This window comes from Hungatella effluvii (assembly GCF_003201875.1).
GTDB classification, from domain to species: domain Bacteria; phylum Bacillota; class Clostridia; order Lachnospirales; family Lachnospiraceae; genus Hungatella; species Hungatella effluvii.
On record NZ_QJKD01000014.1, the window covers coordinates 53,870 to 80,131 of the forward strand.

Annotated in this window: 24 protein-coding genes; all 24 read right to left on the reverse strand. The window is 46.4% G+C overall.

Translation table 11 applies throughout. From position 1 onward, the window contains the following. Window positions 1-202: 202 nt before the first annotated feature. The 24 genes from DFR60_RS22570 to lacZ all read right to left on the reverse strand — a co-directional run bounded on the left by DFR60_RS22570 (window position 203) and on the right by lacZ (window position 26,188). Complete coding sequence (locus DFR60_RS22570; protein WP_167437691.1) at window positions 203-676, reverse strand: septation protein SpoVG family protein; 474 nt, start codon at window positions 674-676, stop codon at window positions 203-205. A gap of 22 nt (window positions 677-698) precedes the next feature. Then, the gene (locus DFR60_RS22575; RefSeq protein WP_110324910.1) at window positions 699-1,271 is read right to left on the reverse strand and encodes a YodL domain-containing protein; all 573 of its coding nucleotides are present in this window, start codon (window positions 1,269-1,271) and stop codon (window positions 699-701) included. A gap of 41 nt (window positions 1,272-1,312) precedes the next feature. Then, window positions 1,313-1,621: an AbrB/MazE/SpoVT family DNA-binding domain-containing protein gene (locus DFR60_RS22580; protein WP_110324911.1), complete on the reverse strand. Its 309-nt coding sequence runs from the start codon at window positions 1,619-1,621 to the stop codon at window positions 1,313-1,315. After that, a complete protein-coding gene (locus tag DFR60_RS22585; RefSeq protein WP_146218626.1) occupies window positions 1,608-1,898 on the reverse strand; it encodes a hypothetical protein in 291 nt (96 codons plus the stop codon). Before DFR60_RS22585 ends, DFR60_RS22580 begins: the two co-directional genes overlap by 14 nt. Window positions 1,899-1,926: 28 nt before the next feature. After that, window positions 1,927-2,862: a DNA adenine methylase gene (locus DFR60_RS22590; protein WP_110324913.1), complete on the reverse strand. Its 936-nt coding sequence runs from the start codon at window positions 2,860-2,862 to the stop codon at window positions 1,927-1,929. 14 nt (window positions 2,863-2,876) lie between these two features. Continuing rightward, the gene (locus DFR60_RS22595) at window positions 2,877-3,542 is read right to left on the reverse strand and encodes a hypothetical protein (RefSeq protein ID WP_110324914.1); all 666 of its coding nucleotides are present in this window, start codon (window positions 3,540-3,542) and stop codon (window positions 2,877-2,879) included. Window positions 3,543-3,597: 55 nt separating this feature from the next. Then, on the reverse strand, window positions 3,598-4,437 hold the full coding sequence (locus tag DFR60_RS22600; RefSeq protein ID WP_110324997.1) for a phosphoadenosine phosphosulfate reductase family protein: 840 nt from the start codon (window positions 4,435-4,437) through the stop codon (window positions 3,598-3,600). Between the two features lie 285 nt (window positions 4,438-4,722). Then, on the reverse strand, window positions 4,723-6,210 hold the full coding sequence (locus tag DFR60_RS31010) for a hypothetical protein (RefSeq protein WP_243005155.1): 1,488 nt from the start codon (window positions 6,208-6,210) through the stop codon (window positions 4,723-4,725). A 41-nt stretch (window positions 6,211-6,251) separates the two neighbouring features. Next, the gene (locus DFR60_RS22610; protein WP_146218627.1) at window positions 6,252-7,352 is read right to left on the reverse strand and encodes a hypothetical protein; all 1,101 of its coding nucleotides are present in this window, start codon (window positions 7,350-7,352) and stop codon (window positions 6,252-6,254) included. A gap of 133 nt (window positions 7,353-7,485) precedes the next feature. Further along, a complete protein-coding gene (locus tag DFR60_RS22615) occupies window positions 7,486-7,908 on the reverse strand; it encodes a hypothetical protein (RefSeq protein ID WP_110324916.1) in 423 nt (140 codons plus the stop codon). A gap of 48 nt (window positions 7,909-7,956) precedes the next feature. Next, window positions 7,957-8,223 (reverse strand): hypothetical protein, encoded by a 267-nt coding sequence (locus DFR60_RS22620; RefSeq protein WP_110324917.1) that lies wholly within the window; start codon window positions 8,221-8,223, stop codon window positions 7,957-7,959. Window positions 8,224-8,248: 25 nt separating this feature from the next. Next, window positions 8,249-9,448 (reverse strand): hypothetical protein, encoded by a 1,200-nt coding sequence (locus DFR60_RS22625; protein ID WP_110324918.1) that lies wholly within the window; start codon window positions 9,446-9,448, stop codon window positions 8,249-8,251. A gap of 157 nt (window positions 9,449-9,605) precedes the next feature. Further along, window positions 9,606-9,827, reverse strand: a complete 222-nt coding sequence (locus DFR60_RS22630; protein ID WP_110324919.1) for a hypothetical protein — start codon at window positions 9,825-9,827, stop codon at window positions 9,606-9,608. Next, window positions 9,827-10,249 carry a hypothetical protein gene (locus DFR60_RS22635; protein WP_110324920.1) on the reverse strand — a complete coding sequence of 141 codons (423 nt, stop codon included), beginning with the start codon at window positions 10,247-10,249 and terminating at the stop codon, window positions 9,827-9,829. Before DFR60_RS22635 ends, DFR60_RS22630 begins: the two co-directional genes overlap by 1 nt. A 48-nt stretch (window positions 10,250-10,297) precedes the next feature. Then, window positions 10,298-10,822: a hypothetical protein gene (locus tag DFR60_RS22640; protein ID WP_110324921.1), complete on the reverse strand. Its 525-nt coding sequence runs from the start codon at window positions 10,820-10,822 to the stop codon at window positions 10,298-10,300. A 99-nt stretch (window positions 10,823-10,921) separates the two neighbouring features. Next, window positions 10,922-11,356, reverse strand: coding sequence for a hypothetical protein (locus tag DFR60_RS22645; RefSeq protein WP_110324922.1), 435 nt, complete (start codon window positions 11,354-11,356; stop codon window positions 10,922-10,924). Between the two features lie 852 nt (window positions 11,357-12,208). Next, window positions 12,209-13,579, reverse strand: a complete 1,371-nt coding sequence (gene rlmD / locus DFR60_RS22650; RefSeq protein WP_110324923.1) for a 23S rRNA (uracil(1939)-C(5))-methyltransferase RlmD — start codon at window positions 13,577-13,579, stop codon at window positions 12,209-12,211. A 211-nt stretch (window positions 13,580-13,790) separates the two neighbouring features. Continuing rightward, entirely contained in the window at window positions 13,791-14,084 is a 294-nt protein-coding gene (locus DFR60_RS22655) for a hypothetical protein (protein ID WP_002600022.1), read from the reverse strand. A 186-nt stretch (window positions 14,085-14,270) separates the two neighbouring features. Then, window positions 14,271-16,649 (reverse strand): ATP-dependent helicase, encoded by a 2,379-nt coding sequence (locus DFR60_RS22660; protein ID WP_110324924.1) that lies wholly within the window; start codon window positions 16,647-16,649, stop codon window positions 14,271-14,273. 25 nt (window positions 16,650-16,674) lie between these two features. Then, on the reverse strand, window positions 16,675-17,541 hold the full coding sequence (locus DFR60_RS22665; RefSeq protein WP_110324999.1) for a patatin-like phospholipase family protein: 867 nt from the start codon (window positions 17,539-17,541) through the stop codon (window positions 16,675-16,677). Between the two features lie 275 nt (window positions 17,542-17,816). Beyond that, window positions 17,817-19,592, reverse strand: coding sequence for an ABC transporter ATP-binding protein (locus DFR60_RS22670; protein ID WP_110324925.1), 1,776 nt, complete (start codon window positions 19,590-19,592; stop codon window positions 17,817-17,819). After that, window positions 19,583-21,310, reverse strand: a complete 1,728-nt coding sequence (locus DFR60_RS22675; RefSeq protein ID WP_110324926.1) for an ABC transporter ATP-binding protein — start codon at window positions 21,308-21,310, stop codon at window positions 19,583-19,585. The genes DFR60_RS22670 and DFR60_RS22675 overlap by 10 nt, the downstream gene beginning before the upstream one ends. 411 nt (window positions 21,311-21,721) lie before the next feature. Continuing rightward, window positions 21,722-22,666, reverse strand: a complete 945-nt coding sequence (locus DFR60_RS22680; RefSeq protein ID WP_110324927.1) for a DUF5688 family protein — start codon at window positions 22,664-22,666, stop codon at window positions 21,722-21,724. A gap of 435 nt (window positions 22,667-23,101) precedes the next feature. Then, window positions 23,102-26,188, reverse strand: coding sequence for a beta-galactosidase, LacZ type (gene lacZ, locus DFR60_RS22685; protein WP_110324928.1), 3,087 nt, complete (start codon window positions 26,186-26,188; stop codon window positions 23,102-23,104). Window positions 26,189-26,262: the final 74 nt, after the last annotated feature.

Here is a 26,262-nt window from a genome sequence, read left to right on the forward strand (position 1 = left end):
CAATCCCTTATGTTTAAAGGGATTAACCACTATCTATATCGTATACATTTATATAGTGTTGCTGTAGTTAAGAAAATAATGCAGAATCAATGAAATTTTCTGCACTTTTATCCTGGATAATCGAGTAAATTCGGATTGCGGTTTTCACAGCCGCAGTTTCAATTTTCTTAAACATAGACGAATCTCCTTTCTATTTTTCTGCCTACATTTCCTGGCTCCCAATCAACAGATTCTCTTCTTCCGCCGACTCCCCGGCAGTTAATCCTTCTGATTCCATGTCCTCTTCTGAAAAATCAGAGTCCGAAGGCACCGGTTCTTCTTCCTCATCCTCTTCTTCTAAGTCGGTTTCATCCTCATAATACTCTTCGTATTCAAACTCTTCATCCTGGCCCATGTACTGTTCATACGCCTGTACAACAGAGCGGCCAAATTCATCTCTCAATTCTCTTGTCTTAAAATAACAGGCATCTTTATAACGGCCCAGATTCCATTCTTTAATCCTTGGCATAACGACATCCAGACCATAATCGCCCTCCCTGATCTTGACATTCCGAATCGTAAACAATCCATTTACTTCTACATCGGCAATTGCAAGATATCCCGCTGTATTAAATGCCTTAAAGGTCATCTCTGTTTTCATCTTCTGTTCTGGTCTTCTCATACTGGCTTCTGGCATCTTCTCGTCCTCCATTTTCATGTTATATCGCCGCTGGTTCCTGACACCCAAAGGTTTCTGTCTGTCCTTTTTCAAACGGTACTTCTTGAAAACCATAATGGTCTACATAGTAAAACTGGCTTCCAGATGAATCATAAAGTTCAATAATATCAGAGATGGAAATAGGTCTTCCACAAAACCCTGGCGGCAGGTCCTTATAATCCTGATCGAACCGGTCATAGATTTTTTCTAAATCATTCGTATCCATTTGACTCTGATACACCAGCTGGTAATCCGTTCGTTCCGGTTCCCCATACCCCCTTTTTAACATCTCATAATCAAGAAACTTCTTTTCCGGCAGAGACTCCGCTTTCATTTGATAAATACGGCAGTTTCTGAGCCGTTTAGCCTCTCCTTCCCCCATCTGTCCCCCTGTCATCAGCCGGTCATACACACCGTGTTCCCAAATAGTGTTCAACTGTTTTCTCTCAGCTAGGTATTTTTTCAGCATTTCGTTTTCAAACATCGTATCTACGACAGCGTTATCGCCTTCTACGTACCCCGCAAGATTTCCAAAATACTCAATGATCCCGTCTTTGACCTTTATTCCGCCCACAGTGTCACCTCCTTTTCCATCAAACGGTAAATTTCCTAAAACTATTTCACATATCCGTTTTCTTCTCCAGTCTCCGTCTGCATCATTTCAGCAAGTTCTGCCATAAGACTCAACAATTTCGGCCCAGGCATCTGTTTTACCGCAGCTTTTACGTATGCCTCCATTGCGTCTCCGGACTGATCCCCCATCTCAATCAGGACCGCTTTCTGGATTTCAATTCTTCCTCTCTGGTCCGCTGCAAGTTTAATAATATCACCACAGTTAATCCCAGCCAGTTCCCGAACTTCTTTTGGAAGGTAGACACGGCCTCTTCCGTCTACCAGGCGGTAAATCTCCTTACCTCTTCTCATACAGCCCCTCCCTTCTCATAATCGTTTTCACTTTTTCCGGCGAAATGCCAAATTCTTCACACAGATTTAGGATAGCCTTTGGCACTAAAATATCCGGCTCATCAGCTTCTGTAATTGTGATGCTCCCTTTCCGGCAGACCACGTCCAAATCTGCGTCTCTATCAATTCCTGTTTCCTCCAGCAATGATTCAGGGATACTTAACGGCGACTCATCTACGGCCACATCACTGATTAACTGCATACCATCTGATTGATTTTTCTCCTTACTCCTGTCCAAATATGATTCCTCCATCCTATCTCTGATCTTAACTCTCCCACATTCCCCGGTAACTCCCATCGTCGAAAAGCCCGATCTGCCGGGGCATTTTTCTTACCCGTTCTGTCGTATCATAATTCGAAATAAACAGTTCCTCATACTCATCTCCATTGTGATACCGCTGCGCCAGGTTATTGGGCCGTTTCACCGTTTCTATCCGAAAGCCCTGATACAGTTCGCGAATAAATCCGCAGTCATTATAAGAAACCAGCCATTTCCCCTGTGCCTCCTTCAGCGTATCTCTCAAACGAAAATGATCTTCTTTTCTAAACTCTACCTCATAATGTCCTTCCGTCTGATAATACGGCGGATCGCAATAAAAAAAGGCATCGGTCCGGTCATACTGATGAATCAGCGCCTCAAAATCTTTATTCTCTATTACTGTGTTTTTAAGCCTTAAACTTCCGCACCAGACCAGCTCAAGCATTTTGCGGATATCACATGGCTGACAGCCATAGGAAGTACAGCCGCTCCCATAGCTGCAACGGATCAGTTTATAGAAAGCCACCGCCTTTTTTACTTCATCCACTGTATTATTCTTTCGTAACAACGGTTCCAGTTCCTGATATTCCAAATCGGAAAAGTAATGCCTGGCAATCTCCGTTTCCTCTTTCAGCCATGAACTCTGTAACGGTTCTCTGCTTAAATACTGCTTTAAAAAGTCAAACTCTTCCCGTCCATTCAGCGGCAGAAAACCGAGTTCTTTTAAAAATGCCATCGGCCGGTCCCTGACACACCGAAACAGATTTGTCAGATTGGAATTATAATCATTATAGACTTCCATTTGATCCGGCGGCTTACCAAACAGCACCCAGCCTCCACCGCCAAAGACTTCCACATATCTGCTGTAGGATGGAGGTATTCTCTCATAAATCAATTCCCGCAGCGCCTTTTTTCCACCGATCCAACTGATAATACTATTCAAATGTATTCCTCACCTCACGATCCGGTCTTTCTGACAGTTGTCTTTTCCTCACTGGTACCAGACCCACGACAGGGCGGAATATTATGAAGTCCCAGTTCCCGGATCAATCCGGCATGGATAATTAATCGAAAGATTGACTCCTCCACCAGTTCTTCATCGTTAAGATCTGACAGCTTAACAAAATCCGTCCCATAATAAAAATCCCGGGCCATATGAAACAGGACATACCCATCAATTCCCGCTCCCTCCATATGGATATCCAGAAAATGAATCTCTTTCGGAGTTACTGCATCCCTGGAGGCCTTCCAAAGCTTCTCGTCTGCAGAAAGCAGAAACAAGCCAGCCGCATATGCCGGCTTTTCCCTTAATGGAACCAGCCCGGGATATTCCTTTAGCAGTTCAAAATGTCTTTTATGGTTCTCATTGTGATATATTTCCTGTTTCAGATTGACTGCCCGAATCATTTCATCCATACGGCAGCCAAACTCTTTATCCGGTATCCGCCCCTTCAGCTGTTCTAACTGTTCCTCATACGTATCAGCCGCCTTTCGGGAGATCCTGGTCAGAAAGAAACCGGCCGCAGCCTGGTCTCTCAAATGGTTTTCAGAGCAGCAGTTTCCCCCTTCCCGCATCAGCCGCTCCACGCCAGCCAGCTGTGTTCCTGCCATAAAATATGTCATGCTATTTCCTCCATCAAAAAAAGCAGCCCTCCGGCTGCCGATACCATATAGCTTTTTAAGGTGGATTTTCTGCCTTCCAGTCAGGCAGATCAAACAGCTCCACCTGTCCTTTTATCGTCTCGTCTTCCATCCACCATTCAAAAACATCCATCTCATTTTTCCATTTTGTTTCGATTCCCTCTTCATGGATCCTCTCCAGCATCTTGCCAAAGGCACGAATATAGGCACGCTCATAAGCAGGATATAAGCGGAATTCTGTCCACCTTCGCTTTCCTGCCATGGGGCATCCGAGACAACCAACTCTGAAAAAACCTTCAAAATACAGCGGATTTACCTCCAGATGCTCCGACTCAATAAACTCCCAGACATCGGAATCCTGCCAGTCCACAATTGGATTGCAAATCCGCTTTCCCTTAATTGTACAGCTTTCAAACAACAAACGGTTCTCATCGTTATCATTGTTTAAAATCAGTTTTTTCTTAGGATCCCTGGTGAAGTTTTCATAGACTCCGCGGTTATTCTTTCTCTTCACGCTTTCTGCCCACCGCACCCCGGTTGTAATAAACCGGTTCTGCCCAGACTCTTCTTTCAATACCTGGCAGCAATAACGCTGGAGTCTGGTTGGTGGAAATTTTTTCATTGGTATCAGGGACCACATGGTCACCCGCTCATTTTTATAATAGGGATAACTGATACTGCAGGAAATCCCCTTCTCCTCCAGTTCCTTAAATATCTTTCGTACATAATAGACCGTCTGCGGTGCATCTGCCGTTGTATGGTTATGCTGAATCTCAAACGGGATTCCTGACCGCTTTACAAGTTCCCTGCACACCGCACTGTCTTTTCCTCCGCTGTCTGTAACAAGCAGGGGCTGCCCATAAAGCCGAAATGACATCTCTGACGCCGCCCTCACCCGTTCAATCGCTTTTCTCTCTAAATCCAAGTATTTGGAGAGTCAGATATCTCTTCTCCGGCCGGAACTCTTCCTCCCTTCTTTTGTTTTCTTGCAAGATATAGGAACAAGGCATCGATTTATTTATGCCTGATTCACCCAAATAGAAACAACTGTGATAACCTGGTTAATACCATAACTAATCCGCCTTAATACAAATCGTCAGCGAATCCTACGCTCATTGATGCAATAAAAAACACTGGTTTTATCCAGTGCCTGCTATTGCCGCTATCCTATCGTATTCATTGATAAAAATTCCTGCTCCTTTAATAGGTTTTTTATCTCTGATTCTGGCTTAATAAAGAATTGCCGGTCCGACTGCCAAAAGCTGACACACAGTACTCCATCATCAACTTTAATTTCATTCTGTTCAAAACCTTCTCCGAATCCATCGCTGCACTGTCCTTCCCATTCTCTTGTTAATGCGTTTCTTTCCCCTTCTGACAACTCACCGTTGATTTTCACCGCTAAAACTCCCCATAAGCGATCATTCCATTTTTCCACACTTGGAATCATAGCATAAACTTTTTGCTTTAGAAGCAGGTTATCAAGGAAATCTGCCAGCCCATGTTCACACTTCATAATCTGCATTACTTCCTTGATAGCCCTTGTTATCTCTTCTTCATATATATACAGTTCCTCGGCCCCCAGATGGACGGATTCATTTTCAATATCACCAAAACTGGTTTTAAGATATAGTTGACCAGTTAATGGAGAAAACAGCCGAAATGTATTCCGTTTTTTTGATAACGGTTGAATTGCCTGGTCGTTTCTTCTAACGAACCCGTAAGTTGTCGAAACGCCTCCATTCTGTTCCGGATATTTTCTGTCATCGCCAATATGATCGAATGAATTCTGTTTTTCTGAAAAGTGATATTCTTTTAGGTTTTCGGCAATTTCTATTACCTGATCCAATTCAAAGGGCGCCTCTGCTTCTATTGCGGCCAGAAATAAGTTTTGAACTTCCCTATCTTGATCTAAAGCCCGCTTCTGAAGAATAAAAGCAAGTCTGTTGAGTTTTTCAATAGAATTTTCACAAGGCAGACGTTCTTCCAATCCAGGGATTGCAGATCGTATAATCATGTCCTGGCCTTCTTCAAAAGAATGTATCCTTAATTTTCTTAAGGCATGATCCAGTTTTTCCTGTGAGGCTGGTAACGATAAAGAGAACCTATCAGGATACATGTCTGTATGAAGCCATATTGAAAAAATACAGTTTTTCGCATATCCTGGATACGGCAGCTGCTCTCCATCATAGACTACTTCTAACTCTGCATCTTCATATACACATCCTGACTCTGTGATTATATGCCTTTTCGATAAATCTGTACAAGACTCCTTCCGTATGGAATCTAAACGCCCTGCAATATAACTGAATTTGTCCAGGTTACAGGAAAGATTAATCAGATCGGTCAGCGTCTCCGGTTGTTTCATCGCTATCGCAGCATTAAAGATTATCAGCTCCTCTTCTGTCAGGCCATCCAGTCGGCATGCAAGAAAGCTCAGTTGATTGACACTTTGGCCTGTAAGCACAACCTCCGGTATAACTTTTTTCATCTCCGGTAACGGGAAATCCGGATAGGCTGTAGAATTTTCCAGGACTCTCCTTCTGCGTTTCCCGTAACTTCCATAGCGTCTTTCCATTTCAAACATTGTGGTGGGTAATGCAATTGCACTGCTTTTATTCAACGACTTATTTAAATAAAGTTTAAACATAACGTTCTCCTTTTAGCCATTTTACTCTGCATAGGTGTTCATTACATAAGTTCCCTCTGCGCTGCATGTCCGAATAATTCACGTTCCGTTTCAATGGTAAAATGCAGCGCATCATCTGATTCCCAGAAAACTGCAAAGAGTTCTCCTTCCGGCACGTTTATAGCCTGTTCAAAAAATTCCAGTCCCCAGCCATGCTCTGCCTGAAGAGTCCACTCATTTACTAACTGCTGATATTCAGAATCTGTCAGTGGCTGGTTTAAATCAACGCGGAGAACCAGATACAATTTTTGATTAACAATTTCCGTGTGCGGCATCATGGCTTTTACTTTTTGCTTCAATAACTGATTGGCAAGATAAACTTCCAGACCTTGAGGACCGCATTCCTCCAGACTTTCCTCTATCCGTGCTTGTATCACGGTCTGATAGCCAATTTCTTCCTCTCCTGCAAGAAGAACCGGCACTGGTTCTGTTCTCTTATTCTCATATAAAAGAAGGATGATCGGGCTGTAAAGGCTGAATGTCGATTCTTCCTCGTTTCTTACTAATGGCCTTTTCTGATTGCGGACATAACCAAATTCCGTCTTTATGATTCCATTCTGCCTTAACCACTCTTTTTCCAAATATTCAGAATCCGTAAAATTCTGCTTATCATGAGAACGTGAAACATCGCTTCTCTCCCACAGATATTCTGTATATGGTCTTTGATAATAATTCCATGGAAGCAATTGATAATTTTCATAGTCTTTTATTATTTTTAATACCGCATCGGTATCTTCTGGTATCTCGGCTTCTAAAAATGCAAAAAGTTCTTTTTTATGATAACATCCGTTCTGACAAATTTCCTGCATTGCACAGGCAATCTGATTTAGCTCCTCTACACTCCGAAATGGAGGCAGATAATCATCCATACCATCAGATTCAGGTACGTATTGAAAGTTAAAGGTCCTTGATTGCAGGAACGCCGGTTTACCATTTTGATCCGCTATCGCTTCCATTTGATCGACTGATATCGGGAGAGACAGCACCCGATCTATATACTCAGGATCTCCCTTAATACACATAATACGAAAAATTACTTTCCTATAATCTGAACTGCTATTTTCTTTAGTATAATGATTATTACATGGCTTTTCCTGACCCATGAAGCTCCTTTCTTCTGCTTTTACAAACAACGGCCTTCTTCTAATACTCATTTGTAGTCAATGAAATCTGCTATACACTTCTTTTATATTTTAGACTGCCGCCTTATTAAAACATTCTGTTTAAGTCTTGCTCTCAAAGCTTCATCTGTGGTCCTCTTGATAGTCCTTCATCCTGAAACATGCTGATATAACAATCCACCATCTCCGCTATTTTCTGGTAATCGCTTTCAATTGGTTTATAGACATACCAGTCAAATTTATACGAATCTTTCCAAATATGAGGGCATATTCCTTCTTTAAAATTGGGATTTTTGACTGCTTTAATGCCTAAAACATCTATAAAACTAAAGTTATTCTTATCAATAACTCCCTCTTTCCGGTTAATCATGGTCATTGATATTCCACTATAAATGGACAGCTCAGAGCGAAGAAATTCCAGCCGAAGCCGAATCTCTTCACTTATTCTTACGTAGCCGACATCTCCAACAAATGTAACCATACTACAGAGCTGGCTCATATCTGTCACTTTTTTCAATTCCCGCTGTAAAAATGTCATAGTACCTCCCCATATTTATCAAACATCTTAAACCAAAAACTTGTTGCTTCATTTTATCTGTTGTTCGCTGCATTCTTCTTGATCACAAATCGGTGAAACTTCCTTGAAAAAATATTGAAGCCTTCCCTTCATACTTGCAAGATTTTCAAACTCAGGCATAATATCCGTCATGACTACTGCGTCAAGGTACTCGTTTCCCTTATGGGTGTGATAAAATTCCTGACCGTCTCCCCAGTCCCCGTCCCCTCTGGTATCAATTTCATCAATTCTTCCATCGATATTCAGAAGATAGGCCGCAGTATTAACTCCAATCAATTTCCCTTGCCTTCCCGTTCAAATTTTACAGTTGCATACTCATTTCGGAATCTGGCTCCGCGCTTGCCCTAACAAATGGCTGCTCATTTCGCCTGATTGAACCATAAGCGGTATAGCCCAGCCCCTCGTTTCCAATCTGCCGCCTCCCATACCCATCGAAGTCAAAAAAATCAAAGGCTGGGTCGGAAATATTGATCCCTCCTTCGCAAAATTTTGTTTTCATGTATTCTGTTTGTGAAACACAATAACCATCAAAATCATAGCAGGCCAGATTTAACGCAATGTCGAGAGCTAATCCGCAGTCCAGACATTGTTCATATTCAAGGGCTGCCTTATACATAGTTAAGTCACCATCGTCCCATAGACTTTTCACCGCATCTGTCAGTTCGTTTATCATTAATAGATCCGTGTCTACTGTAATCATGCTTGCCAATGCAGGAACCGCACATATCTTTTCAACAATCACACAGTCTTTCCATGATTGAACACCTAAAGTTAATAATGCAGTGGCAATACGATCGGCCTCCGAAGGGAATGTGATCCAAACCGACTTCTGATCGTCTGCTTGATCCTCATTCGTTTCATCTGTATTTTTTAACAGCATCGAAAGAATAGACAATTCTTCTGGATAACCAGGAAGATTTACTCCATCATAACCTTCATTCCAGTCATCAGAAAAGCGATACAGATAGCCCTTTTCTGTGAAGATTCCGTTCCCATGTTCTTTTAACACTTCAATGATTTTCTTTTTTTCTTGCAAACCCATGTATTGATCCGGTATATGTGACACGTAATCGAGTAAATCTCCCTGTAAGCACACTTCTTCCAGCATAAAATGATCGGGAATTTCTTTGTAAAACTTGAACTTATCCAGGTTATATGCCGTATTAATCAGTTCTTTCATGGTCATCACTGTGTCCTTATCACTTACCCTTCGTATTTTTAATGCGCTGTCAAAAATCAATATTTCTTCTTCAGACATTTGGGTGATCATAGAAGATAGAAAGTTGATCTCCTCCAAACTTATTTCTTCCGCTAGTATTAAGTGGAATGTAACCGCTCCAGGCCAATCCTTAAATCGATGGATTTCATAGCTTTTCCCTTTCTCAATATGAGCTCGCTCTCTCGCATCTTCTATTTCCCATTGGTTTGCAGGCAGATTTAAAATGGCACCGCTGTATCCATCTCGTCCCTTGTAATCACCAGCAGTTAAATGTATCTGCATGAGACACTCCTTTCCTAAATGAATTGTCTGTTTTTTAATCCAACCGCGGTCTTTGTTACTGTTACCGTTACTGAAATATAATGACCTATCCTTTAGAAAACTCTATTTACTGGTTATCCCCCTGATAACCAATTAATTAAACTCTCCCCTATCTCTATTAAGTACTTTCTATTTTCCCCTCTGAGCAACCTCCACCAGCAAAAAATTCTTTCCAAACACCTCCAAGACAGCCACCCATTCGCCTTCTATCTATTAAAATCCATTTTTTCAGCCTAAATACACAGTTCATTTTCATCCGAATTTCGTCGACTTTTCCGTCCAAAGCCACTATATTTTCTGACTGCAGCTTTAGCAAACCATGTCGTTTAAGTCTTGCCATCAAAGGTTCATCCGTGGTCCTCTCGATAGTCCTTCCTCCTGAAACATACTAATATAGCAATCCACCATCTCCGCTATTTTCTGATAATCGCTTTCAATCGGTTTATAGACATACCAGTCAATTTTATTCGCATCTTTCCAAATTTGAGGACATACTCCATCTTCAAAATAGGGGTTACTGACTGATTTGATGCCTAAAACTTCTTGAAACTCCAAGTTATTCTTATCAATAACACCTTCTTTCCGGTTAATCATCGTCATGGATATTCCGCTGTAGGTGGATAACACAGAACGTAGAAATTCCAGCCGAAGTCGAATCTCTTCACTTATTCTTACGTAGCCGACGTCTCCAACAAATGTAACCATACTACAGAGCTGGCTCATATCTGTCATTTTTTTCAATTCCCGCTGTAAAAATGTCATAGTACCTCCCCATATTTATTAAACATCTAAAACCGAAAACTAGTTACTTCATTTCATCTGTTGTTCGCTGCATTCTACTTGATCACAAAGCGGCGAGACTTCCTTGAAAAAATATTGAATCCTTCCCTTCATACTTGCAAGATTTTCAAACTCAGGCATAATAACCGTCATGACTACTGCGTCAAGGTACTCGTTTCCCTTATGAGTGTGATAAAATTCCTGACAGTCTCCCCAGTATCCGTCTCCTCCGGTATCAATTTCATCGGTTCTTCCATCGATATTCAGAAGATATGCCGCAGTATCAACTCCAATCAATTTCCCCTTCTGTACCTGTGTTTCATACATATAGCCTTTCATGTAAGTATCTATGGTACCTTTTCTGGCCAGGTAGACAATCATCTTGCTGTCCTCGATCCCATTTTCCTCCAGAACTACTCTTGCCTCAAAATCATTTGGTAGCTTATAATCGCCTACTAATCTGGACAACTTTTCTCCTTCAAACTGCTCAAAATACATTGGATCTCCCAATTGTATGTGGCTGGGACATTTTACAGAATAAATCTCTCTTTTCATTTACCGTCTCCTTTTAAATAAATTAAATACTCAGGTTATCACAGTGATAACCCTAAAATTAATTTTAAGTATTATCTATCCCAAACAAACCTGTAATGCTTATTCAGTTTTTAACACGCTTTCTTCCTGCAGCATTATTCTAAACTGCTCTGGCTCGATTCCTACTTCATTACATGCCTCCAATACTTCTTTGGGTAATATCTCGTCTGCTTTAGCGGCTTGAATCACGATCAGTCCCTTTTTGCAAATCACATCCAAATCTGCTTCCAGAGGAATCCCAGCATCAATCATTAACTCATTAGGTATCGTTAACGACACCTCCTCTTCCATTTCCATCTCCCGCTGTATTTTTTCTACTCCATCCTTGGTCAAAATAAACTCCCTAAATTTATTTACAATTTCTGTATCCGATGGACATAAATATGCAATATAAATTTGTTCATTCTTTCCGATTCCCATCTGTGAAAGAATATGATTGTTAAGCAGCAGCTCTCCATTTACATTTGTCTCTAAAAATATTTCCCTTAATATCATAACTTCCTCTCCTGACATAATTTATTTTTGACGGTTATCGCTCTGATAACCTATGAATTCTATAAAATTTTATTTTCCTTCCCCCTTCCTCTTTCCCTTTTAAAAAAGCAGGCAATCTCTAAAAAATCACCTGCTGGTCAATAAATAAACTAAGTTTTGCCGGTTATCACCACTTTCCAAAACTTTTTGGTTATCACATTTTCTCTTTAAACGTAGCAAAACCCCGGTTCAAAATCCTCGAACCGGGGTATGTCATCCACACTTTGCCATTTTCAGCCTCATAAAACACAGCCGAAAAGAGCATAATTTTAGCTCATTTTTAGCCTCAAAGCCACCATATCTTGTGGTTTCACTCGCTTATTTCTTCAAATACCACAAGTGTCATCCAAATGACTGCTTACACCTCATCAATCGCCTTCCCAATATCACCTCTATAATTATCTGGTTATCACCCTGATAACCAATAGATTACCACTCACTAACCCCTTCCATTTCATTACCTTTATATCCACTCTCTTCAACATACATCTATTATTATTTTTATCATATTCACCAATAAAAAAAGACCAAGCCAAATATTTTCACCTGATCTTCTTCAAAAACTTTTATTTTTCTGGTTATCACCCCAATAACCAGTTAGTTAAAATCTATCCTGTTTCCATAAATTACTTTCTATTTTCTCCGCTCCCCAACCACACTCAGTTAAAAATCCCTTCCAAACGCCCCAAAAACAGCCCCTCATCCGGCCGATATCTATTAAAAGCCATATTTACGTCCTAAAAACACAGCTCAATTTTGCCCGAATTTCGGCCATTTTTTGCTCCTAAGCCACTACATCTTGTGGTTTTCTCGCTATTTTTCTTCTTCATCCACAAGTGACATCCGACAACACACTTCGACATTCCCCGTCCCCGGAAACATATCCACCGCACATACCTTCTCCACCTGATACCCTCTCTCCTGGAACACCACCAGATCTCTCACCAGGCTCGTAGGCTTACAAGAAATATACACAATTCTCTTCACCCCATAGTCGATGATTTTCCCCAGCGCCTTCGGATGGATTCCGTCTCTCGGCGGGTCCAGAATAATCAAATCCGGTTTTTCCCCGATATCATCGATAACCTTCAGAACGTCTCCCGCGATAAACTCGCAGTTATCCAGCCCGTTCATCCTCGCATTCTCCTTTGCGGCCTCCACGGCCTCTTCCACGATCTCCACTCCGACCACCTTTTTGGCGACCGGCGCAATCATCTGAGCGATGGTTCCGGTTCCGCTGTATAAGTCGAATACGACCATGTCTTTCGTATCGCCGACATAGCTTCTCGCCTTATCGTACAGCACCTCAGCCCCCAGCGAATTCGTCTGGAAGAAGGAAAACGGAGATATCTTAAACTTTAACCCCAGCAGCTCCTCATAGAAATAGTCCTGTCCATACAGAATATCGGTTCTGTCATTCTTCACCGCATCGGACAGACTGTCATTCCACGTATGAAGAATACCAACGATCCGGCCGCTTAACGGAAGGGAAAGCAGCAGCTCCGCAAATGGCTTCAAATCCGGATCCTCCTGGCTCGTCGTCACTAAATCCACCAAAATCTCCCCTGTCTTAACCGCGCGGCGCACCAGAAGATGGCGTAAATAACCCGTATGCTGCATCTTTTTATAAAATCCCAGCCCCAGCTTCTCAAAAAACTCTTTGGAGGCCTTTAAAATCTCACAAAAATCCGGATTTACGATCTGACACTCTGTGGTAGTCACCACATCATAAAAGCTTCCGCGCCGGTGCATCCCCAGTGCCATCGGACCGTCCTTAAACTCATCGCCAAATGAGAACTCCATCTTATTACGGTATCCGCCGGACTCCGGACTACCCAGAATCCCCTCAAACTCATAAGAATCACAGACACTGTCCAGAAGGCTCCTCACCTGCTTTTCCTTTATCTCCAGCTGCTTTTCGTAAGGGATCGTCTGGTAAATACAACCGCCGCAGGCGCCAAAATGGATACATGGCTTTTCCGCAGTCTCCAGAGGTGACTTTTCCACCACCTCCACGATCTTTCCTTCCAGCCGTCCGCCCCGCTTCTTCGTAATCATCACGGATACCTTCTGTCCCGGAAGTGCGTGCTTCACTGTAATCTTTCCGGATTCCGTCACCAGTGTCCCTTTATCCGGAAAATCGAATTTCTCTATAGTACCTTCATATATCTCGCCTTTTTTCACGTCATCTGCTCCTGTTCTCGTTTATTCCCGCAAGCAACGAGCCAATCATCCAACATCGTTTCTCACTGCCCTCATACCTCACCACTCTACATTCCCCACCACTCTTCATTCCCTGCCGTGCTCGTCCCACCTCACCTCTCCCCCCGCCCTGACAGCGTCAAAAAGCGTGTCTCAATCGCTGAGGCACGCTTCTTTTTTCTAAATGTCCTTCTTACTGTTCAGAACCCTCGCCCGGTGTATCGTCTTCGAAGAAATCATCATCGAAATCATCGTCGAAATCATCTTCAAAATCCTCTAAATAATCCGGTGTGAAGAAACGGTAAACCGCATACGCAATGCCAGCGACTGCCGCTACAGCACCAATGATGGCAAGTATCCATAGAATACAGTTTTTCTTCTTTTCGTCTTCTTCTCTCTTGTGCAGCAACTCGTTCAGTCTGCTTGAATTCACGAGTTCCTCTACTCTGTTCATAGCTTCTTTGCTCATCGTATCGAATCTGTTCATATCATCCACGTCCTTTCTGAGAGCCTATTCCATAAAAAATATGCGGCAGAAACGAAATCTTTCTGTCTGTCGTTCTTATTATACCATCATCTTTATGCTTTTACTATCTTTTTTGCTTTTTTTTATTTATTTCAGTTTTTATCCGTAACGGTCCAGATGGATCACCTTCTTGACCGGAAAAGCTGATCAGATCGGTTTCAGCTTCGCAAAGGACGCAAACATCTTCTTGATCCCCGCCTTGTCAAAACAGACGGTTACCTCGTAGTCTTTTCCGCCATCCTTGATCTCCACCACATTTCCCTCGCCGAACTTTACATGGCGGACACGGTCGCCTTCCTTGTAATCAAGAGCGCCTGATTTCTCTACAGTAAATGCCTTGCCAAACGCCGGTTTCTGAACCGGTGACGCAGTCTTGGACGCATAGGCATTGCTGCCCGGCCCGAAGCTGCTGACACCCGCGGCCTTATTGCCCCAGGTCGTCGGTCTCTGGCCGCCGGATGCGCCGCCTCCGTTACCTGTACCGCCGCCTCCGGAACTGCCCCAGAAGCTGCCGCCTCTGGCATTTCCGCCGCCCTGGCCCCAGGGCAGGTCACTGTCGTCAAAGTCCGAAGATTTCCGGAACGGGGAAAGCCTCGGTTCCAGCTTATCGCATTCCAGCAAATCGGCCGGAATCTCTTCGACGAACCGGCTGGTCTTGGAGTAACGGGTCTCCCCGTTGATCATTCGCTGTTTAGCTCCCGTCAGCATCAGGAAATCCTGCGCTCTGGTGATTCCAACGTAGCAGAGACGCCGCTCTTCCTCGATCTCCTCCTTGTCATCCGAGGAGATCGACATCATGCTCGGGAACAGTCCATCCTCCATACCGCTTAGATACACCCGCGGGAACTCCAGTCCTTTTGCACTATGTAAGGTCATCAGCGTCACCCTGTTTTCCGAATCATCCATCCGGTCCACATCCGCGACCAATGCAACCTCCTCCAGGAATTCGGAGAGTGTTCCCTCGTCGTGATCCCGCTCAAAACTGACCGCTTTGTTGATCAACTCCTCAATATTCTCTAAACGGGTCTGATACTCGATCTCGCCTTCCGCTTCCAGCTCTTTCTGGTATCCTGACTCATCCAGTACATCCTCAATCAGCTCCCGGATCGAGTAGTCCTCATAGCGGATTCTCTCCCTGAAATCCTCGATCAGCGCCGTAAATTTGAGAATCTTATCCGCAGCCTTTCCAAGCCCCGGAACCGCCTGGGCGCGGCAAAATGCGTCATAGATACTGAAATCGTGCTCCGATGCAAATGCCTGTACCTTTCCCACGCTGGTGCCGCCGATCCCCCTCTTCGGAACATTGATTATACGAAGAGCCGACAGATCGTCCCTTCCGTTGTCAATCGTCTTCAAATAGGCCAGAATGTCCTTGATTTCCTTACGCTGATAGAAGTTTACACCTCCCACCATGCGGTACGGCACATTGCGCTGAAGACATTTTTCCTCGATCAGACGGGACTGGGCATTGGTCCGGTAAAGAACCGCGCAGTCCTGATAGCCGCATTCGCTGTTCTGAATATCGCGCACAATGGCGTCTGCTTCCTCCGCTGCCGTCTCAAACTGCTTATACTGCACCAGAGGCCCTTCCTCATTAGCCGTCCACAGCGTCTTGGACTTTCTCCCCCGGTTGTGGCGGATTACCTCGTTGGCCGCGTTTAAGATATTCTGGCTGGACCGGTAATTCTGTTCCAGCTTAATCACCGAAGCCCCCGGATACGACTTCTCAAAGTTCAAAATATTACCGATATTGGCTCCCCGGAACTTGTAGATGGACTGGTCGTCATCACCTACCACACAAAGATTTCTGTACTTACCGGCCAGCAGACTAACCAGCTTAAACTGTGCGGTATTCGTATCCTGATACTCGTCCACCATGATATATTTAAAACGCTCCTGGTAATAATCCAGGACCTCCGGATTATTCTGAAACAGCTCCACCGTCTTCATGATCAGGTCATCGAAATCCAGCGCATTATTCTTCTTAAGCTGGCTCTGATACTCTTTATAAATCTGAGCCACCTTCTTCTGACGGAAATCGCCTCCCGCATTCAGTTCAAACTCCGCAGCCGTCACCAGTTCATTCTTAGCTGTCGAAATAAAGCCCAGCATAGCCCTGTCTTTATAAAGCTTCGGATCGATCTCCAGCGTCTTTAACACCTGCCGCATCAGAGTCCTCTGGTCATCCGAATCATAAATAGTAAAATTCGTCGTATATCCAAGGCTCTCAATATGGCGTCTTAAGATTCTTACGCAGGAGGAGTGAAACGTACTCACCCAGATGCTCTCCGCTCCGAATCCCACGATCTTATCCACACGCTCTCTCATCTCTCCGGCCGCTTTATTGGTAAAGGTAATCGCCAGGATATTCCACGGATTTACCCCCTTTTCCTCGATCAGATAGGCGATTCGATGGGTCAGCACCCTGGTTTTTCCCGAGCCGGCTCCAGCCAGCACAAGAAGCGGTCCTTCCGTATGGAATACCGCTTCTCTCTGTACTTCATTCAATGTATCGTAAATGCTCATAAACGTGTACCGTCATTTCCTTTCGTCAACCTGTTATTTCGATTCCCAGATATTTTTTGATATCCTCAAGCTGTTCCGTCGCAAGACGGCGCCCATCTTCGTAGAGTGCTTCCAGCTTCTTTCTGTCCTGTTCCGTTCTCGACACGGTCACCGGTTTGTCAGGACGGATCACGTAGATTCTACCCGCCTTTTCCAGTTCATCAATCTCCTCCTGCATCCGGTTGTACCGTTCCGGCGCCTCCTCCAGAGCTTTCAAAAGCCGGGGCAACGGTTTAAAATACCGTTCATACGCCCGTCTCGTCCATTTATCCACAGGCTTTTTCCTGTAGCCCCGATTCCTGGTCAGTATGACAATTACCTTTTCATAGCCCTCATCGATAGCTCTCTGATAGGCGATCGGCATAGAACAGCCGCCGTCCAGATATTTCTTCCCTCCCACGTTGATCATACGCGACATAATAGGAAGGCTGCTGGAGGCCTTCACCGCTTCTATGAAATTCTCGCACTCCCCTTTTCCGAAATATTCCGGTTTTCCTGTCTTACAGCGGGTAGCAACCACCTCAAACCGCTGCTTCGACGCCTCAAACGCCTCAAAATCAAATGGAATCAGCGTCTCGCTCAATTCCCCAAACAGAAAATCAAAGTTAAAGATCGAACGGTTTTTCACCATACTGCGAAAGCTCATAAACCGTTTATCATTTACATAGTCTAAATCCACCCGGATCGTTCTTCCGATCTGTTTGCTGATATAGCTCATTCCGCACATGGATCCCGCAGAAACGCCATTCACATAGGACATCTCGATCCCCTGTTCCATAAATACATCCAGCACTCCGGCCGAAAATACTCCTCGCAGAGAACCTCCTTCCAGTACTAATGCTCCTTCTGTCATGTCATTCACCTCGCATCCTATTTTATTGCATTTCACCCCGCGGGTCAATCCCTTTATGAAAATCCTCCCCTGTATCTACATTCAGTCTTCATTCCTTCATTCCATTCTCAGATTCCCAACACTTTCCCTTCGCGCTATTCCCCCTACACGAGTTTCCCCGTCATATTGCGTTTTTTACCAGCGAAGCCGGTACACAGCCGAAAAAGCAGCGGGCGGCGATGCCCGCTGCTTTTTCGGCGTAACTCCCTGCCAAAAACACTATCTCAGAAACTAGCCTACAGAAACTGACTCTGATACAGCTGATAATAAGCCCCTCTCTTCTCCATCAGCTCCTCATGGCTTCCGGCCTCCATGATATTCCCCTGATCGATGACGAAAATCCGGTCGGCCTTTCTTATAGTAGAAAGGCGATGGGCAATGACAAAGGACGTACGCCCTTTTAAGAGCGCCTCGATGCCCTTCTGCACCAGCAGCTCCGTGTGAGTATCGATGCTGGAGGTGGCCTCATCCAGGATCAGGATGCCCGGCTTTGACAACATGGTTCTGGCAAATGCCAGCAGCTGCCGCTGGCCGATGGAGAGCCGCGCTCCCCTCTCACTGATTTCGGTGTCATACCCGTGCTCCAGCTTCATGATGAAGTCATGGGCGTTCACTGCCTTGGCGGCTTCGATCATTTCCTCGTCCGTGGCATCCAGGCGGCCGTATTTAATGTTATATTTAATGGTACCGGAAAACAGGGAATTGTCCTGTGTCATGATCCCCATCTGGCTTCTCAGACTCTTCAGCGTCACCTTCTTAATATCGTAGCCGTCAATCAGTACCCGCCCGTCTGTCGCCTCGTAAAAACGGCTGAGCAGATTCACAATCGTCGTCTTGCCCGCTCCCGTGGGGCCTACCAGCGCGATGGTCTCCCCCTGGCGTATATGGAAGTTTACATCCTTAAGGATCATGCGTTCCGGCTCATCATCATATGCGAAGGAAACGTGTTCAAAATCCACTGTCCCTTCAATATCCGGCAGTTCCTCCGCCCCCTCACAGTCACGGATTCCCGCTTCCGTATCGATGATGTCGAAAATACGCTCCGCCGCCGAAATGTTGGTTGTCAGCTTATTATAAAAATTGGCAAGGTTCCGGATCGGACTCCAGAACATGGCAATATAGGTAGAAAACGCGAGAAACGTACCGATGCCAACCTCGCCCACACCGATGATGCGGATGCCGATAAAATACAGCAGAAATCCGCCGAGCCCCCAGGTGATCTCCACCACCGGGCCGAATCCGTCCGCCACAACAACGGCGTCGATAAATGCCTGATAATGCTGCTTAACCAGATCGTAAAACACGGCTCTCGTCTCCCGCTCCGCCGCAAAGCTCTGAATCACCCGGATACCGGAAAGATCCTCATGCACGTAGGCATTTAAATTAGAAGTCTTTTTTCTGTAGATCTGCCACCGCTTATGGGCCGTCGTCTCAATGACCAGCATTCCCACCACCAGAATCGGGAGGGTCAGCAGGGCCGCCATGGCCAGCCGGTAGTTCTTAATCAGCATGATGACCGCGACGCAGACTACAGTAATCAGGTCCGGAATCAGCTGAGTCACACTGTCTGACAGCACATCCTTTAAGGAATTCACATCGCCGATAATTCTGGCCAGTATTTTCCCGGTGGGGCGGCTGTCGAAAAATCCGAAGCTCAGCGTCTGAATATGGCGGTACAGCTCATCTCTGATATTTAGAAGGACCTGGTTTGACACGTCCGACATGATGTACATACGAATCTTGGTCCCCGCCAGGAAAAAGAGAAACATGACCACGGCCAGAGCCCCCAACTCCAGAAGTCCCTTCACATCTCCGGACGCCACACAGACGTTGATGGCATACTCTATCATAATGGGCGTCGCCATGCTGATGGCAATGGTTCCGGCCATAATGAGAAGCACTGCCGATATTTGCTTTTTATAGACCAGAAGGTACTTAAACAACCGGATGAGCGTATCCTTTTTCAGTACTTCCTTCTGTTCTTCGTCGATTCTGCTTGTATTTACTGACATGACTGCCCCTCCTCTCCATACTGTACCTGATAAGTCCTGTAATACTGCCCCTTTTTCGCCATCAGCTCCTCGTGGGTGCCGCGTTCTATGATTCTTCCGCCCTCCAGAATCAGGATTTCATCCGCATGGCGGACGGCGGAAATCCGGTGGGCGATGATGATCTTGGAACTGTCCTTCTGCGTCTTTAAGCGGCGCTCAATCTCCTTCTCTGTCTCCATATCGAGTGCCGACGTGGAGTCATCGAGGATCAGAAGCGGCGTTCTCTTTGCGATCGCCCTGGCAATACTGATTCTCTGTTTCTGGCCGCCGGAAAGTCCGACGCCCCGCTCTCCAATCACGGTATCGTACTTTTCTCCCAGATTCATAATGAAATCATGGGCCTCCGCGCAGATGGACGCTTCCTCCACGCTCTCCCACTCGGTTGCATCCCGGTTTCCAGTCTTAATATTGTCCGTGATCGTGTCGGAGAACAGGAATACATCCTGCATAACCACCGTGGTCTGGCTCCTTAAAAGGGTCAGCGGCAGCTTCCGGATATCGATGCCGTCCAGCAGAACTTCCCCGTTTGTCACGTCGTAAAATCTCTGGGTTAAATTGACGATGGAGGTCTTTCCGGAACCGGTCACCCCCATGATTCCCAGCGTTTTTCCCTTCGGCAGGGTAAAATCGATGTCTGTCAGAATCCTCGAACCGTATAAATCAAAATCCACATGCTTGAACTGAAGCTCTCCCTCGATCTTTTCAGGAACCACAGGCGCCTCCGGTTCCTTGATGTCCGGCTTCTGGGCCATAATCCGTTTGATCTTCTTATTGGAAGCCATGGCCGCAGCAAAATCATTGCTGAGCCAGCCAACCATCTCCATCGGCCAGATAATATTGTTGGCGTACTCCGAAAATGCGCCCAGTTCTCCGATGGTGATCCGTTTCTGAATTACCATGATGCCGCCGACTACGATGATCGCCATCAGCATCACCTTGGAAAGAAAGGAGACATTGGGCTGATACTTTACGATCAGCTTTGCCTGCTCCATATTTAAATCGTAATACCGCTTGTTGTGGCGTTTAAACCGGTCAATCTCATAATCTTCTCTCGCAAACGCCTTCACGGTCCGCACGCCCGCTAAATTCTCCTGGGCCACGGTGTTGAGCTCCGCGGTCTGCTCACTGATCTTGTCGTAGACCTGGCCGAGACCATTCTCCATCTTTAAGCCGTACCAGGCGATTACCGGCATAACGAGCAGCGGAATCACCGTCAGCACCGGGCTTAAGCGGAACATGCAGGTCATGATAATCACTGTGTGAATGGTACATTCGATGATCAGCATTCCGACAAACCCCATGGCATTCCAGATTCGGTCCACATCGTCCTTGACACGCGCCATCAGCTCACCGGTGTTATGGCTGTCGAAATATCCCATGGACAGCGTCTGGATATGGTCGAAAAGATCCTTTCTCAAGCTGCTCCCGATCCCCGACGCCGAATAATCAAAGATAAATTCCTTCATGTACTGGAAAATGGCTCTTCCAAGGCCGATTCCCAGAAGCCCCAGCAGCAGGCGCATGAGCATCTCCATCTTGCCGCCGACAATGACATCGTCAATGATATGTCTCGTAATCTGAGGCGACGCCGCATCCAGCAGAATGCTCACTACCATGGCCGCTATGGCCACCACATACAGGATCCCGTACTTCTTTACATACTTCCCTAAATTCCTCATGTTGCTCCCCCTTTGTTTATACTGTGCCATATCAAGTCAATCGCAGTCCGGGAACGTATTAAAAAACTGACCGGTCTGCGAATTACCGCGAAAAACAGGAAAAAGCCGTCAAAAACAGCATATTGCGGCTTTTGACGGCTTTCCACCATAAAAATAACCGCAGTCCAGTTCAGACTGCGGCATAGTTACTCAAATTCAGATAGCAAACTGACTTCCATACGTAATAATGGCTGATCAGAGACCGAATTCTTTCCTGAGGCAGACTGACTGATTGTTATTATTTATAATTCCACTGCTAATTGTACGAGATTTCATATTTCTGCCTCCTTTTCCTTTAATCGGTAATCTAGATACTAGAATACTGCCACTTTTCTGTTCTGTCAAGCACTTTCTGTTTTTTGTGATCAGCTCTTAATATTCCAGTACAACTTCGATCCTGTCTTTCCCGCGGTTGTAATAGTAAACCTTCTCAGACAAAAAGTCGTCATCCGACGGCATCTCCCTGTTGAGATCCTTTAAACTCTCCCGTATCGTCTCCGGATACACCTTTTCACAGTTATGGATCGCCGCCTCGTGCATGCTGGTAAACGCGATATACAAATCGTTCCCCATCATTTCTCCCAGACGCTTCGCCACGCCAGGCAGAAAGATGGCCACCGCTCCGTTGATCTGGCTCTTAGTCGTAACGAACGTAGCGCAGGCGCCGCCATCCAGCCGGACGCAGCTGTCCCGTTCCATAAAAATACCGTAGTCCTCATCCTCAAACCGTTCAACGTCCAGCCAGTTAAAGAGACGCGGCGGAAACAGCCTGTATGTATTCTCCATGGCATCCTTCATCACCTGTTCCCGGCTCCTGTTCCATCCGTCAAATATCACCTTCGGCACCATGGAGCTCGTGTACAGTCCGCTGAAATTCCCAATGCTCACATAGAGTGTCAGCGCAATATCTCCCGTCACCTCGCAAACGCCTTCTTTCAGCTTCTCTGCATTCTTCTCATAGTTCAAAGGGCGGATAACCAGATATTCCCGAATGGACTCATAGTCCTCCATATGCCCCAGCGGACTGTTCTTCTCAATCTCTCTGCAACGTTCCAGACAGTCAGAAGCCTCTGCCAGCAGCTCCTCCATAGTTTTTCCCAGCCGGAAATCCTGGTAGATCTCCGCCATATGGAACCGCTGGATATGGATCCCGGGACCGTCCCCTCTCAACTCCACCACCAGTAACTCCTCCGGTTCTTCTTCACCGTCTTTTTGCAGCGTAACCTTCGCGCCCCACTCCTCTGTCATCAGAATCAGAAACGCCTGAAACTGCTCCACAAACTCCAGATACTCTTTTGTTTCTCTCTCTTTTTTCATCGTGCATTGCCCTTCTCTTTCTTAAATTTCCTGTAATCATGAGAATTTCATGGATTAAAGGATTTGTAAGGGAATTTAAAAATGCCCGGCATTTCATGGAAAATACGCGCAGCCCTCCGCCATAAGGAATGCGGGAAAACGCGCAACCGTATGATTCCATCTTTTATTATACGTTTTAAGCGTGAAAATTACAATACTGGAAACAGATTGCCGAACCGGCAGAACAGAATCAGAACTTCAGAATGATATTATTATAAACCGGAACTCCGGCTCTGTCAATGACAACCGGCTCCTGCGCCCCTATATTTTTCTTACAGTTCGCAGCCCTGTCAGCCCCTGAACTGCAGCCCGTTTTCGACAGGCTTCATCATATCAGACGGCCGGCGCGTTCCCCGCGGCCGGCCGTCTGTCACTGCTATCTAATCTCTCTCAATTCTAATCTCTCCCAATTACAAAGCTGAAAGTAATGTCGTGTTCACCGCTTACGCAGTATTCCGGATAAACCGGCGCGCCCCAGCTGTCATCTCCGCCGACGCCCCGCATGGCCGCCAGTATTGTTACGACCGTATACCGCGGCTGCGGCAGTTCCTCCACGTGAGCGGCATGCTCCAGTTCCTCCGCCGTATAGGGAAGAACCGATCCCTCAAAGGGACGACCCTGCGCGGTAAACCGAATGCTGTGTCCCGCTCCGTCCGTCACCTTCATCCATCTGATTCCGGTGCGGTTTCCGCATTCCTGCGGAACGAGATAGCGCGATACGCTGTCCGCCGCCGTATCCTTAAAGATTCCGAGGCGTGCGCCTGCGTTTCTGTCACTGTAATTCTCCCCGGGTCCCCGGCCGTACCACTCAAAATCACCGCCCGTTCCGCTGATGCGGAATCTCATGCCGAACAGCGGCAGCTCCGGCAGTCCTTCGCGTCCGAAGTAGTGAGCCGTGGTTTTAATCCGGCCTTCTCTGTCCACCTCGTAAACGACCTCCGTCACACTCTCAGGAACCGTTGGCAGGCGGTAGGTATAGGCGACACGAACGCTGTCTTCCCCTTCTTCCACCACGCAGGTTTTGCTGTCGTAAAGCGGGAAGCTTCCGGCGCCGTACCAGGCGGCGCTGGATACGGAGAATTTATTGCCTCTGTCGTTATCCGTAGTCGCTCTCCAGTACACAGGCATGGGAATCTTCCCAATCCACTCCCGGCCGTCATAGACGAGGGATACAATGCCGCCCTCCTGCTTCGAGAATATTATGTGGAAGCCATTTCCCTTCACGCCAATATTTACATCACCGTGAATAACAGTAAACGGAAGGCGGTCGTTATCAGTGTGATACTCTTCAACGAAGTTCTTACCAACACGAGTCTCACCAACACGGTCCTCACCAGCACCGCCAGCGCCAATCTCCCGGCAGCTTTCCCCGAAAGCGGTCTCATACCCGGCGTCAGCCCACAGCTCCGCTCTCTTTTTCACTGCGGACACCTGATACACATACTCTCCCGGCTCTGTAAATGCAGGAGCCGGCACGCTCACATACTTCCGCTCTCCCGGATTTACCCGGGCACAGAATCTCTCCGTATGTACGGGTTCTCCATTCCTTAAAGCCAGCCAGATGAATTCCAAGTCGGAAGTGTCGGTAAACAGTCTCCTGTTTTCGATCTCCACACCGCAGGCATCCGGAATCAGCCTCAGATCCTGATAGAGGTACTTCACTTCCTGCGCCTTCGGCGAAATGGTTCTGTCCGCGTAGACGATTCCATTGCCGCAGAAATTGTAATCGGTCGGCCGGTCGTCAAAGTCCCCGCCGTAGGCCATATGCAGGATGCCGTCCTCGTCGGCCTTCATCAGAGCCTGATCCACATAATCCCAGATGAAGCCGCCCTGATACATGGGATACCGGTCCTCCAGCGAGGTGTATTTTTCCATACCGCCCAGGGAATTGCCCATGGCGTGCATATACTCACACAGGATAAACGGCTTCTCCGGTTCCTGGTTTAAATACTCCTCCACCTCCGCGGGCCTTGCATACATCCGGCTCTCCATATCGCTGGTCTCATTGAATTCGCGGTTCCAGAAGACGCCCTCATAATGAACCAGTCTGGACGGATCCCGCTCCTTGAAATACTTCGACATGGCGAGGATATCTTCGCCCGCGTACGACTCATTTCCACAGGACCAGATCAGTACGGACGCATGATTCTTATCCCGCTCCAGCATGGACTTTGCGCGGTCCACCACGCACTCCTTCCACTCCGGAAGGCTTCCCGGCACGTTCCAGGAAGGTTCGCAGGCCCCCATCTTCTGCCAGGAGCCGTGACTCTCTAAATTCGCCTCGTCGATCAGATAGATCCCGTACTCATCGCAGAGCTCATACCATCTCGACTGATTGGGATAGTGGCAGGTACGGACCGCATTGATGTTATGGCGCTTCATGAAGCGGATATCCCAGATCATGTCTTCTTCCGTGACGGCGCGTCCTCTTTGCACATCGAACTCATGACGGTTAATTCCGCGGAACACGATTCGTTTCCCGTTTAAACACATGAGGCGGTCTTTCATCTCGAAGCGGCGGAAACCGAGTTTCTGGGGAACGATCTCCACGATCCCTCCCTTTTCATCGTACAGAATTACGGTCAGCGTATAGAGATAGGCGTCTTCCCCACTCCACAGATGAACCTCCGGCACCCTGCCCGCAAAAAATGTATTTTCCTCGGCAGGCACACGCTCCCAAACAGCGGCAGTATTCCCTTCCCGGTCGGTCAGCAGGGCCGATACACTGCCCTTCCTGTTACCTTCCAGCGTCAGGTCCACGGTGAGTTCTCCGGTCCTTAAGTCTTCCTGGACGCCTGGGCGGACAAAGATGTCCCGCACATGGCATTCCGGCACCGCGTAAAGATACACATCCCGGAAAATACCGGAGAACCGGAAGAAATCCTGATCCTCGATCCAGCTGGCGCTGCTTCTCTTATAGACCTCCACTGCCAGACGGTTGACCCCATCCTTTACGAAATCCGTGATTTCAAATTCGGAGGGAGTAAAGGAATCCTCGGAATAGCCGGCGAACCGGCCGTTTACCCATACGTAAAAGGCGCTCTCCACCCCCTGAAAGGACAGAAACAGCCTCTTGTTCTTCAGGGCCGCGTCCGTCTCAAACTCCTTCACATAGCTTCCGACAGGATTATCATTCCAGTCCACGTGGGGCGGTCTAAGCTCCGAATGACCTTCCCACGGATACATCGTGTTAATATACTGACATTTACCATATCCCTGCAGCTCTATATGGCCGGGGACCGTAATTTCTCCAAAATCACCGAGACTTCTCTCAGGCAGATAAAAATCCTTTTTCCTCTGCTCCGGCTTCGGGGCATAGGAAAATTTCCACGTTCCGTTTAAGGACTGACGCAGCTTCATGATGCCGCCGTCCGCCTCCTCCCTGCTCTCATAGAACCGGTGGTCGGAGTGTGCCTCCAGACGGTTCACTGCAAACACCTCCGGATTTTCAAGCCAGGTTAAATCGGCATGATACTGATCCATAAAAATATCCTCCTTTTTCACGTCTATTATAGAGCCGCCCGGCAAAAGAATCCATCTCTTTTTTTACGATTTTC